This is a genomic window from Pseudomonas sp. Lb2C2 (assembly GCF_052112205.1).
Classification (GTDB): Bacteria; Pseudomonadota; Gammaproteobacteria; order Pseudomonadales; family Pseudomonadaceae; genus Aquipseudomonas; species Aquipseudomonas kilonensis.
In genome coordinates this window covers 1-12,226 of sequence record NZ_JAUTYW010000013.1, presented here as the reverse complement: position 1 = coordinate 12,226, position 12,226 = coordinate 1, and the positions used below count along the sequence as shown (strand labels likewise).

Genomic DNA, 12,226 nt, shown 5'->3' with positions numbered 1-12,226 from the left:
TGTTGGTTTTATGACGCCAGTATAGTGCCACTATTTGGCGGCCGTGAAGCCGGGCATCGCTTCACGGCCGAAAATAGTTACAGGCCTGGCAGGCGCTGACGGATCTGCGCGACCACGATGTCGAGTGTGCCGCTTTCGTTGGTTTGGACCCGTTTGCTGCAGAGAATTTCCGCCGGGGTCAGGGCTTCACGGCTGGATTGTTGTGCGGCAATGACCGCCAGATTCGCATCGGAAGGGTCTTTCTGGTCGGCCTGGCGCTGTGCCAGGCGGCTTTCGATGACCGCTTGCGGCGCGTTGCAGTCGAGGATCAGGAACGGAGCACCGGTGGCCTCGGCGATTTTCGCCGCTGCGTCGCGCTGATCACGCTTGAGGTAAGTGGCATCGATCACCACCGGGAAGCCGGCGTGCAGGATCACCGCGGCGATTTCATGCAGGCGGGCGTAGGTAGCGCTGCTGGCGTCGCTGCTATAAATGCCGGCCTGTGGATCGTTGGGTACCTGTTGCTGGCCGAACAGGCGCTTGCGCTCCACGTCCGAACGCAGGCGGATGGCGCCCAGTGCCTCTACCAGGCGCATCGCGACATGGCTTTTGCCGACAGCCGAGACGCCGTGGGTGATGGCCAGGAAGCGCGAAGGAATGGTGCTGTAGCTTTCGGCCAGGTTGGCGTAGTTGCGGTACTGGCGCAGGGTGGTGGCGCGCTGCACCGGATCGGCTTCGGCCGGCATGCTGAACAGTGCGACTTTTGCCCGGACGAGGGCGCGATAGGCTTTATAGAAGTTCAGCAGCTCCAGGCCCTGGTAGTCGCCGGTCAGTTCCAGGTACTGGCTGACGAAGCGCCGTGCCAGCGACTTCAGGCCGCGGTCCTCCAGGTCCATCGCCAGGAACGCGGTGTCGGCGTAGACGTCGGTGAAACGGAACGGTTCGTTGAACTCGATGCAGTCGAAAATCACCACCTTGCCGTCGATCACGGTGGCGTTGCCCAGGTGGATATCACCGTGGCATTCGCGGATGAAACCTTCGGCCTTGCGCTGGGTGAACAGCGGCTTGAGGCGTTCGAAACTGCTCTCGGCCCAGGCTTGCAGGGCCTCGAGTTGCAACAGGTCGGCCTTGTCGTTGAGGAACGGGCGGATCTGTTCGAAGTTCTGCAGCACCGGTGCCATCACGCTTTGCGGGGTGCCGGCGTCGTTCTCGGCGGGCACCTTGGGTGTGGAGAGGTGGAACTGGGCGATCTGCGCGGCCATCTCGTCGATGTGCGCGGTGGTCAGCTCACCGTTGGCTTGCAGCGTGCTGAGCAGTTCGCTCTGCGGGAACTGACGCATCTTCAGGGCGTACTCGATGGCCGGGCCGTCGCCACCCAGCTGTGGCGCTTCGGCGCTGCCGGTAATCGGCAGGACTTCCAGGTACAGGTCCTGGGTCAGGCGCTGGTTGAGGCGCAACTCCTCGCCACAGAAGTGCTTGCGCGCCTCGAGGCTGGTGAAATCGAGGAAACCGAAGTTGACCGGCTTTTTGAACTTGTAGGCGTAAGGCCCGGTGAGCAATACCCAGGAAATGTGGGTCTCGATGACCTGGAACCCTTCGACGGGATGCGGGTAGAGGGCCGGGTTTTGCAGGGCAGCGATCAGGGATTGGCTCACGGGCGGTCCTTCATAGACGGGAAAAATTCAAGGCCGTCATTATGGCGGCAAGCGACGCGAACGCAAACCGGATGGCCTGTGTGCTGGGCTCATGTTGAACCGCGACAAAGTGCGTATAATCCGCCGCCATGACTCGTACCCGATCCCCCCGTACCCCCAAGAAACCACCCGCCAGCCGCCTGCGGCCCTGGCTGGGCTGGGCCCTTAAACTCAGCCTGGTGGGCCTCGTCGTGCTCGCCGGTTTTGCGGTCTATCTCGATGCCGTGGTCCAGGAGAAGTTCTCCGGCAAGCGCTGGACCATTCCGGCCAAGGTCTATGCCCGGCCGCTGGAGCTGTTCGTCGGACAAAAGCTGAGCAAGGATGATTTCCTGACCGAACTCGACGCCTTGGGTTATCGCCGTGAAAGCGTGGCCAACGGTCCGGGTGCGGCCTCGGTCAATGGCAATACCATCGACCTCAATACCCGTGGTTTCCAGTTCTATGAAGGCATGGAACAGGCGCAACCGGTGCGGGTGCGGTTTTCCGGTGATTATGTCGCTGCGCTGACCGGCGCAAAAAACGCGAGCCTGTCGGTGGTGCGCCTTGAGCCGCTGCTCATTGGTGGCCTGTACCCCAAGAACCTCGAAGACCGGATCCTGATCAAGATCGACCAGGTGCCGCCGTTCCTGCTCGATACGCTGATCGCCGTCGAAGACCGCGACTTCTACCATCACTTCGGCGTCTCGCCCAAGTCGATCGCCCGGGCCATCTGGGTCAACACCTCCTCAGGCCGTATGCGCCAGGGCGGCAGTACCCTGACCCAACAGTTGGTCAAGAACTTCTACCTGACCAACGAGCGCAGCCTGACCCGCAAGCTCACCGAAGCCATGATGGCGTTGTTGCTGGAGCTGCACTACGACAAACAGGAGATTCTGGAGGCCTACCTCAACGAGGTATTCGTCGGCCAGGACGGTCAGCGGGCGGTGCACGGTTTCGGCCTTGCCAGCCAGTTCTTCTTCAGCCAGCCGTTGTCCGAGCTCAAGCTGCATCAGGTGGCGTTGCTGGTGGGTATGGTCAAGGGACCGTCTTCCTACAACCCGCGTCGTAATCCGGAACGCGCCCTCGAACGGCGCAACCTGGTGCTCGACCTGCTGCAGGAACAGGGTGTAGCGACGGCCGAGCAAGTCGAGGCAGCGAAAAAGATGCCATTGGGCGTGACCAAGCGTGGCAGCCTGGCGGACAGTTCCTTCCCAGGTTTCATGGACCTGGTCAAGCGTCAGCTGCGCGAAGACTACCGCGACGAAGACTTGACCGAAGAAGGCCTGCGCATCTTCACCAGCTTCGACCCAATCCTGCAGATGAAGGCCGAAGCCTCGGTCGAGGACACCTTCAAGCGACTGGGCGGGCGCAAGGGCGCTGACGAAGTCGAAGCGGCCATGGTGGTGACCAACCCGGAAACCGGCGAAGTCCAGGCCATGATCGGCAGCCGCCAGGCCAGTTTCGCCGGTTTCAACCGGGCCCTGGATGCGGTGCGCCCGATTGGCTCGCTGATCAAGCCGGCGGTGTACCTCACCGCCCTGGAAAAGCCGAGCCAGTACACACTGACCAGTTGGCTGTCGGACGAGACGTTCTCGGTCAAGGGCGCCGATGGCCAGGTCTGGAAACCGCAGAACTATGATCGTCGGTCCCACGGCACGGTGTTCCTCTACCAGGGGCTGGCGCATTCCTACAACCTGTCGACGGCTCGCCTAGGGCTGGAAGTCGGCGTGCCGAACGTCCTCAAGACCTTGGCGCGCCTGGGGGTGAGTCGTGAATTCCCGGCGTTCCCATCGATGCTGTTGGGGGCCGGTGGCCTTGCGCCGATCGAAGTGGCGGCCATGTACCAGACGCTGGCCAATGGCGGTTTCAATACGCCGATGCGCGGCATTCGCAGCGTGCTGACCGCCGATGGCGAACCGCTCAAGCGTTATCCGTTCCAGATCCAGCAGCGTTTCGATCCGGCCTCCATTTACCTGATCCAGAGCGCGATGCAGCGGGTCATGCGTGAAGGCACCGGCAGTTCGGTCTATAACGTGCTGCCCCGGACCCTGACCCTGGCGGGCAAGACCGGCACCAGTAACGACTCGCGCGACAGCTGGTTCGCCGGCTTCAGCCAGGACCTGCTGGCGGTGGTCTGGCTCGGACGGGATGACAACGGCAAGACCCCGTTCACCGGTGCCACCGGTGCACTGCAGGTCTGGACCAGTTTCATGCGCAAGGCCGACCCGTTGCCGCTGGACATGCCGCAACCGGACAACATCGTCCAGGCGTGGGTTGATTCGCGCACGGGCCAAGGCTCCGATGCCAATTGCCCGGGCGCTGTGCAGATGCCGTATATTCGCGGCAGCGAACCACCACCCGGTGCAGCCTGTGGCGGCACGAATCCCGCCGAGTCGGTGATGGATTGGGTCAAGGACTGGATGAATTAAGCAAAGAGGGTTTCAAGTGAACAAGTGGTTGATTCCAGCGGTAACGGCCGTGGCTTTGCTCAGTGGTTGCTCTACCGTACAGCGCGGTTCGATTCCGGTCGTTGATTCCGGCACTGCTGTTTCCAACAGTGAGCGGGTCTCGGCCAACGGCGGTTTCCGTCAGACGACGGTGAAGCGGCCGGTGCAGGGCCAGGTCCAGGCAATCCCGCAGGGCGACACCGGTGTCGTCGTGATGGTGCCTGGTGGTGGCGCGACGGCCTCGGCGCCGATCAGCAGCACGCCGATCACGCCGGGTCCGATCACCCCTGGGCCAATCGAAACCTCACCGATCAACCAGGGCAGCTACAGCATGCCTTCGACGCCGAGCAGCGTCCCGTCGGCAGGTGCCGGTGGGTTGTCCGCCGATGAACAGCTGGACGGCCCGGTGCTGGCCCTGTTGACCACGGCGCAACAGCAACAGGCTGGCGGTGATCTCAACGGTGCGTCCTCCAGCCTGGAGCGCGCCCAGCGTGTGGCGCCGCGCGAACCCCAGGTGCTTTATCGCCTGGCCCAGGTACGCATGGCCCAGGGCGATGCGCCGCAAGCCGAACAACTGGCTCGTCGTGGCCTGACATTCTCCAGTGGTCGCCCGGCACTTCAGGCCAGCCTGTGGGAATTGATCGCCCAGGCCCGTGAGAAACAGGGCGATTCCGCTGGCGCGGCATTGGCCCGTCAGAAGGCCAAGGTTTCGCTTTGATGGATACGCGTTTTCCTCAGATCGCCGATCAGTTGCTGTTGATCGAGCGGGAGTTGCGGGTCCAGGGCTGGTGGAGCGATGTTTCGCCTTCGGCGCAGGCGCTGGCCAGTGTCGAGCCGTTCGCGGTCGACACCCTGGACTTCGAGCAATGGCTGCAATGGATCTTCCTGCCCAGGATGAAAGCCATCCTGGAAAATGACCTGCCGCTGCCCAACGCCTCGGGCATCCTTGCCATGGCCGAGATGGTCTATGCCCAGCGGCCAGGGCAGGGCATCGAGTTGCAGCGGCTGCTGGCGCAGTTCGATCAGTTGATCAGCAACGCCGGCTGACCGACGTTACTGACAGTTCTCCTCGATTTGCTGGCGTGTCTCCTCGATCCGCTGGCGCCGCTCTTCTTCGGTGAGGCGGCGCATTTCCCCCTCCACGTCTTCGCGCACCCTGGGGTTGTTCTGCAATTGCGCCAGGTTGGTCCGGGCCTGTTCGCAGAACGCCTTGAGCTGGGCTTCCTGCTCGGCAACCTGTTTCTTGACCTGTTGGTCGATGGCCTTTTGGTCGCCAATGACTCCGCCAGACGGCGGTGCCGCCGGTTTGGCGGGCGGCGGGGCGGACTTGATCACGGTCGTGGCTTCCGTGCCTTCGGGCGGCTGGGCGCCGAAGTGGGTAACGCCCTGGGCGTCTACCCATTTGTAGACCTGACCGGCCATGCATATCGGGCTCAGGCCAACCAGCAGGCTGGCCGTCAAGAAGATCATTCGCATGCTGTTTCCTTGTCATGGGTTGCGCAATTGAAGCTAACACAGTTGCCGTTTAAAGGTTTTTTCTTGCGTTCTCATGCGCTTACTTCGAATAAAGCACATAGACGACTTGACTTGAAGGAGGCGAAACAGAAGAATCCAAAGTCCGCTGTAGAGGGACTGCCAGAAGCAGACCCACTCGGCAGATCATGAGGCGCACATCCGCGCCGACCTGTTACACCCGCAACGCGTTACCTCGCGCTGGGTGGGAAAGGCCCGCAACACTTGGGACGATCCCAATACTTGCTCAGTCAGTGCTGACGTAGTCGGCGACCACCGTCGCTCATGCTCTGCCGAGAAGTAAACCTATTAAGACCCGTCCCTTTCTTGTGGGTCGGTATTCTGGCGTTTTAGAGGTGAACAACGTGGAGCTTTTATCTGGCGGTGAGATGCTCGTCCGCTTTTTGCGTGACGAAGGCGTCAAATATATCTACGGGTACCCCGGTGGTGCTCTTCTTCATGTCTATGATGCCCTGTTCAAAGAACCGGAAGTGACCCACATCCTGGTTCGTCACGAGCAGGCGGCCACCCATATGGCTGACGGCTATGCCCGTGCCACCGGCAAGGCCGGCGTGGTACTGGTGACTTCCGGTCCAGGCGCCACGAACGCCATCACCGGTATCGCCACCGCGTACATGGACTCCATCCCGATGGTGATCATCTCCGGCCAGGTGCCCAGCACCATGGTGGGCACCGACGCATTCCAGGAAACCGACATGATCGGTATCTCCCGGCCGATCGTGAAGCACAGCTTCATGATCAAGCACGCGTCGGAAATCCCGGAAGTCATGAAGAAGGCCTTCTACCTGGCTGAATCCGGTCGTCCGGGCCCGGTCGTGGTCGATGTCCCGAAAGACATGACCAACCCGGCCGAGAAGTTCGAATACATCTTCCCGAAAAAAGCCAAGCTGCGTTCCTACAGCCCGGCCGTACGCGGCCACTCCGGGCAAATCCGCAAGGCAGCCGAAATGCTCCTGGCGGCCAAGCGCCCGGTGCTGTACTCCGGTGGTGGCGTGATCCTCGGCGGTGGCTCCGCGCCGCTGACCGAACTGGCGAAAATGCTCAACCTGCCGGTCACCAATACGCTGATGGGCCTGGGCGCGTTCCCGGGCACCGATCGTCAGTTCATCGGTATGCTCGGCATGCACGGCAGCTACACCGCCAACCTGGCGATGCACCACGCCGATGTGATCCTGGCGGTCGGCGCACGTTTCGACGACCGCGTCATCAATGGTCCGGCGAAATTCTGCCCGAACGCCAAGATCATCCACATCGACATCGACCCGGCGTCCATTTCCAAGACCATCAAGGCAGACGTGCCGATTGTCGGTCCTGTAGAGAGCGTGCTGACCGAAATGGTCGCCATTCTCAAGGAAATCGGCGAGGTTCCAAACAAGGAGTCCGTGGCCAGTTGGTGGAAGCAGGTTGATGAATGGCGCGGCGATCGTGGCCTGTTCCCTTATGACAAGGGTGACGGCAGTGTGATCAAGCCGCAGACCGTGATCGAAACCCTGTGCGAAGTGACCAAGGGCGACGCCTTTGTGACCTCCGACGTGGGTCAGCACCAGATGTTCGCTGCGCAGTACTACAAGTTCGACAAACCCAATCGCTGGATCAACTCCGGCGGCCTGGGCACCATGGGCTTCGGTTTCCCGGCGGCCATGGGCATCAAGTTGAGCTTCCCAGAGGCTGATGTCGCCTGCGTCACGGGCGAAGGCAGCATCCAGATGAACATCCAGGAACTGTCCACCTGCCTGCAATACGGTTTGCCGGTGAAGATCGTGATCCTGAACAACGGCGTGTTGGGGATGGTTCGCCAGTGGCAGGACATGAGCTACGGCAGCCGTCACTCGCACTCGTACATGGAATCGTTGCCTGATTTCGTCAAGCTGGCAGAGGCCTACGGTCACGTTGGCGTGCGCATCACCGAATCGAAGGATTTGAAGTCGAAGATGGAGGAAGCGTTCGCCATGAAGGATCGCCTGGTGGTGATCGATATTGCGGTCGACACCAGCGAGCACGTCTACCCGATGCAGATCAAAGACGGCTCCATGCGCGATATGTGGCTGAGCAAGACGGAGCGTACCTAATCATGCGACATATTATTTCCCTGCTTCTGGAAAACGAACCGGGTGCGCTGTCTCGTGTTGTGGGCCTGTTCTCGCAGCGCAACTACAACATCGAAAGCCTGACCGTGGCGCCAACCGAAGACCCGACCCTGTCGCGTCTGACGCTGACCACCGTAGGGCACGATGAAATCATCGAGCAGATCACCAAGAACCTGAACAAGCTGATCGAGGTGGTCAAGCTGGTGGACCTGTCGGAAAGCGCTCACATCGAGCGTGAACTGATGCTGGTCAAGGTCAAGGCCACCGGCGCCCAGCGCGCCGAGATCAAACGCACTACCGATATTTATCGTGGGCAGATCGTCGATGTCAGCGCCAGCGTCTATACCGTTCAGTTGACCGGTACCAGCGACAAGCTCGACAGCTTCATTCAATCGATCGGCACTGCCTCGATTCTGGAAACCGTACGCAGTGGCGTCACCGGGATTGCCCGTGGCGACAAAGTACTGAGCATCTAACCAAATTAGCGAATGGCCTGAACGGCCGGATATAGGGGAAATTCATGAAAGTTTTCTACGATAAAGACTGCGACCTGTCGATCATCCAGGGCAAGAAAGTCGCCATCATCGGCTACGGCTCCCAAGGTCACGCCCAAGCGTGCAACCTGAAAGATTCCGGCGTTGACGTGACTGTCGGCCTGCGTAAAGGCTCGGCCACCGTTGCCAAGGCCGAGGCCCATGGCCTGAAAGTGACCGACGTGGCCTCTGCCGTTGCTGCCGCCGACCTGGTCATGATCCTGACCCCGGACGAGTTCCAATCGGCGCTGTACAAGAACGAAATCGAACCGAACATCAAGAAAGGCGCCACCCTGGCCTTCTCCCACGGCTTCGCGATCCACTACAATCAGGTTGTGCCACGTGCCGACCTCGACGTGATCATGATCGCGCCGAAGGCTCCGGGTCACACCGTGCGTTCCGAGTTCGTGAAAGGCGGCGGTATCCCTGACCTGATCGCGATCTACCAGGATGCGTCCGGCAACGCCAAGAACGTGGCCTTGTCCTACGCTGCTGGCGTGGGTGGCGGTCGTACCGGCATCATCGAAACCACCTTCAAGGACGAGACCGAAACCGACCTGTTCGGCGAGCAAGCCGTTCTGTGCGGCGGTACCGTCGAGCTGGTCAAGGCCGGTTTCGAAACCCTGGTTGAAGCTGGCTACGCGCCAGAAATGGCCTACTTCGAATGCCTGCACGAACTGAAGCTGATCGTTGACCTCATGTACGAAGGCGGTATCGCCAACATGAACTACTCGATCTCCAACAACGCCGAGTACGGCGAGTACGTGACCGGTCCGGAAGTCATCAACGCCGAATCCCGCCAGGCCATGCGCAACGCCCTGAAACGTATCCAGGACGGCGAATACGCCAAGATGTTCATCAGCGAAGGCGCTACCGGCTATCCTTCGATGACCGCCAAGCGTCGCAACAACGCCGCCCACGGTATCGAAATCATCGGCGAGCAACTGCGCTCGATGATGCCGTGGATCGGTGCCAACAAGATCGTCGACAAAGCCAAGAACTAAGTCGCGAACTTGATCGAAAAACGCGGCCTTGGCCGCGTTTTTTCGTTTGGGCGGTGGCTTCTGGTATAAAGCTGCATCGTTTGCGGTAGAACCGTCGTCCCAGACATCTGTCGAATTTTTTCACACCGTTGCAAGGTATTGTCCATGAGCGAACGTCCCGACGAGCCAAACCAGGCTCCTGACGCCGAAAGCCTGTTGCCCATCGATGAGCACGTCGAAGAAGGCCATGACGCAGAAGGCCGTAAGGTCCGGCATCGTGGCATCTATCTGCTGCCGAACCTGTTCACCACCGCGAACCTGTTCGCCGGTTTCTATTCCATCATCAGCTCCATGAGTGCCCAGGCTGCCTTGAGCGCTGGCGATAGCGCAGGGGCGAGCCGTTACTTCGCGTTCGCCGCCATTGCGATCTTCGTCGCCATGCTGCTCGATGGCCTGGACGGGCGCGTGGCCCGCATGACCAATACCCAGAGCGCGTTCGGCGCCGAATACGATTCGCTGTCCGACATGGTCGCCTTCGGCGTAGCGCCTGCCTTGCTGGCGTTCGGTTGGGCGCTGGGGGATATGGGCAAGGTCGGCTGGATGGTTGCCTTTGTCTATGTGGCGGGTGCGGCGTTGCGCCTGGCTCGTTTCAACACTCAGGTCGGCAAGGCTGACAAGCGTTACTTCATCGGCCTGGCCAGTCCGGCCGCGGCGGGTGTCGTGGCAGGTGTTGTCTGGGCATTCAGCGATTACGGCATCCAGGGTTCAAAAATGTCGTTTCTGGTGGCGCTGCTGGTTGCGGCGGCCGGGATGCTGATGGTCAGCAACATCAAGTACAACAGCTTCAAGGAGCTGGATCTGAAGGGGCGCGTGCCGTTCGTGGCAATTCTGGCGGTGGTGCTGGTATTCGCGGTGGTGTTCAGTGATCCGCCACGTATTCTGTTGTTGGTGTTCCTGGGCTATGCCGCCTCTGGGCCGGTGCAATACTTGTTGCGTCTTCGCCGACGCTAAACGTTGCCTTAATGTAATTTCCCCCATACTCCGCAGTCTATTGGTGTACCTGCCCTCCAATACTGCGGAGTTGTCATGCTGATCAAGATCCCCAAGTCGTCCGACTGCCGTGAATCGGACGTCACGCCCGAATCCCTTTATCTATCCCGTCGTCAGATGCTCGGTGCAACCATGGCGGGCCTGGCCGTGAGCAGCTTGCCACGATGGGCCAGTGCTGCCGATGCGGCGCGTTATGCCGATGTCGAGCCCGGCAAGGCGCCGTCCTGGTTTGCCGAGAAACTGCCTTCAGTCCAATGGGGCGCGGTCACGGTCAAGAATGAGCCCATTACACCGTTCAAGGACGCAACCCATTACAACAACTTCTATGAGTTCGGAACCGACAAGGGAGACCCGGCAGCCAATGCTGGATCGTTGAAGACCGAGCCCTGGAGCGTGGTCGTGGGCGGGGAGGTGGGCAAGCCGGGACGCTACGGGTTGGAAGACTTCATGAAGCCTTATCAACTGGAAGAGCGTATTTATCGATTGCGCTGTGTCGAGGCCTGGTCGATGGTCATTCCGTGGATCGGCTTCCCCATTTCCGCGCTGCTCAAGCAGGTCGAGCCGACCTCCAAGGCCAAGTACATCCGCTTCGAAACCCTGCAGGATCCCAAGGTCATGCCGGGGCAGAGTTCTGGTTTCGCCTTGATCGATTGGCCATATGTCGAAGGCTTGCGATTGGACGAGGCCATGAATCCGTTGGCCATCCTGGCGGTTGGGATGTACGGACGGGAGTTGCCGAACCAGAACGGCGCGCCGCTGCGGTTGGTGGTCCCATGGAAGTACGGTTTCAAAAGTGTGAAGTCCATCGTACGTATCAGTTTGGTGAGCGAGCAGCCGAAGACGACTTGGCAAAGCATTGCGTCTGACGAATACGGCTTTTATGCCAACGTCAATCCAACGGTCGATCACCCGCGCTGGACCCAGGCGCGTGAACGTCGTTTACCAAGCGGGCTGTTCAGTCCCAATGTTCGCGATACGTTGATGTTCAACGGCTATCAGGATGAAGTCGCTTCTTTATATGCAGGGATGGACCTGAGGAAGGACTACTGATGCGTTTTCCAGTCTGGCGAATCGGCGTCTTTATCGCGGCGGCGGTCTGGCCGTTGTTCTGGCTTTACGAGGCCTTGATGAACTCGCTGGGTCCTGACCCAGGCAAGGTGCTGGTGGATCGATTCGGGTTGGGCACGTTGATCCTGTTGTTGATCACCTTGAGCATGACGCCGCTGCAAAAGCTGACGGGATGGGCGGGGTGGATTGCGGTCAGGCGGCAGTTGGGATTGTGGTGCTTTGCTTATGTGGTGCTGCATTTGAGTGGGTATGCGGCGTTCATATTGGGGTTTGACTGGTCGCAGCTGGGTGTCGAGTTGAGCAAGCGGCCTTACATTATTGTTGGGGCGCTTGGGTTTCTCGGCCTGCTGGCGCTGGCGGTCACCTCCAATCGCTACAGTCAGCGGCGGCTTGGCGTGCGCTGGAAGAAACTGCATCGCCTGGTTTATCTGATCCTGGGGCTTGGGCTGCTGCATATGCTGTGGATCGTGCGGGCAGATCTGAAAGAGTGGTCGATATACGCCTTTATAGGTGCCGTACTGTTGGTACTGAGGGTTCCGCCGGTTATGCGCCGGATCCCGCGTTTGCTGGGTAGGAAAGTCGCTTCTGCAACAAAAGCGTAATTTAGGGGTTGACGGCAGATTCTGGAAGTCTATAATTCGCCCCACTTCCGGCGCAGTCGAAACGGAAAACTCCTTGAAATTCAATGAGTTAAGTAAGTTTCGAAGGTGTTGGGCTTCAGTTCATCGAAGCCCGGAAGGAGCAGATAGAGCGGTGTTGTTTGGCTCTATCGGCGGTTCGATCTTCTCGGTCGAAAGCGGTGAAAAAGAGGTGTTGACAGCAGCGAGTAACGCTGTAGAATTCGCCTCCCGCTAACGAGAGATCGGAAGCGCA

11 protein-coding genes are annotated in these 12,226 nt (G+C 60.1%); 9 read left to right on the top strand and 2 right to left on the bottom strand.

What is annotated here, in order from left to right; genetic code table 11:
- Positions 1–77 precede the first annotated feature (77 nt).
- Entirely contained in the window at positions 78–1,634 is a 1,557-nt protein-coding gene (locus Q7F16_RS29170) for a bifunctional aminoglycoside phosphotransferase/ATP-binding protein (protein ID WP_186652334.1), read from the bottom strand.
- 128 nt (positions 1,635–1,762) lie between these two features.
- On the opposite strand from Q7F16_RS29170, the gene mrcB reads away from it, so the two are divergent.
- From mrcB to Q7F16_RS29155, 3 genes are read left to right on the top strand one after another with little or no spacing between them, the layout of a single operon-like run.
- The gene (gene mrcB, locus Q7F16_RS29165; RefSeq protein ID WP_046065866.1) at positions 1,763–4,081 is read left to right on the top strand and encodes a penicillin-binding protein 1B; all 2,319 of its coding nucleotides are present in this window, start codon (positions 1,763–1,765) and stop codon (positions 4,079–4,081) included.
- A gap of 16 nt (positions 4,082–4,097) precedes the next feature.
- Positions 4,098–4,817 (top strand): tetratricopeptide repeat protein, encoded by a 720-nt coding sequence (locus Q7F16_RS29160; protein WP_046065865.1) that lies wholly within the window; start codon positions 4,098–4,100, stop codon positions 4,815–4,817.
- The gene (locus Q7F16_RS29155; RefSeq protein WP_003205615.1) at positions 4,817–5,146 is read left to right on the top strand and encodes a YqcC family protein; all 330 of its coding nucleotides are present in this window, start codon (positions 4,817–4,819) and stop codon (positions 5,144–5,146) included. Before Q7F16_RS29160 ends, Q7F16_RS29155 begins: the two co-directional genes overlap by 1 nt.
- Positions 5,147–5,152: 6 nt before the next feature.
- Here Q7F16_RS29155 and Q7F16_RS29150 read toward each other — a convergent pair whose 3' ends face one another.
- The gene (locus Q7F16_RS29150; protein WP_046065864.1) at positions 5,153–5,575 is read right to left on the bottom strand and encodes a DUF4124 domain-containing protein; all 423 of its coding nucleotides are present in this window, start codon (positions 5,573–5,575) and stop codon (positions 5,153–5,155) included.
- A 401-nt stretch (positions 5,576–5,976) separates the two neighbouring features.
- Here Q7F16_RS29150 and Q7F16_RS29145 point away from each other — a divergent pair, with 401 nt between their 5' ends.
- From Q7F16_RS29145 to msrQ, 6 genes are all read left to right on the top strand, one after another.
- Positions 5,977–7,701, top strand: coding sequence for an acetolactate synthase 3 large subunit (locus Q7F16_RS29145; protein ID WP_003205612.1), 1,725 nt, complete (start codon positions 5,977–5,979; stop codon positions 7,699–7,701).
- Between the two features lie 2 nt (positions 7,702–7,703).
- Positions 7,704–8,195, top strand: coding sequence for an acetolactate synthase small subunit (gene ilvN / locus Q7F16_RS29140; protein ID WP_003205610.1), 492 nt, complete (start codon positions 7,704–7,706; stop codon positions 8,193–8,195).
- 44 nt (positions 8,196–8,239) lie between these two features.
- Positions 8,240–9,256, top strand: a complete 1,017-nt coding sequence (gene ilvC, locus Q7F16_RS29135) for a ketol-acid reductoisomerase (RefSeq protein WP_003185459.1) — start codon at positions 8,240–8,242, stop codon at positions 9,254–9,256.
- A gap of 144 nt (positions 9,257–9,400) precedes the next feature.
- Entirely contained in the window at positions 9,401–10,246 is an 846-nt protein-coding gene (gene pssA / locus Q7F16_RS29130) for a CDP-diacylglycerol--serine O-phosphatidyltransferase (RefSeq protein ID WP_409557065.1), read from the top strand.
- Between the two features lie 75 nt (positions 10,247–10,321).
- A complete protein-coding gene (gene msrP, locus Q7F16_RS29125) occupies positions 10,322–11,335 on the top strand; it encodes a protein-methionine-sulfoxide reductase catalytic subunit MsrP (RefSeq protein WP_409557066.1) in 1,014 nt (337 codons plus the stop codon).
- The gene (msrQ, locus tag Q7F16_RS29120; protein WP_046065862.1) at positions 11,335–11,955 is read left to right on the top strand and encodes a protein-methionine-sulfoxide reductase heme-binding subunit MsrQ; all 621 of its coding nucleotides are present in this window, start codon (positions 11,335–11,337) and stop codon (positions 11,953–11,955) included. Before msrP ends, msrQ begins: the two co-directional genes overlap by 1 nt.
- Positions 11,956–12,226: the final 271 nt, after the last annotated feature.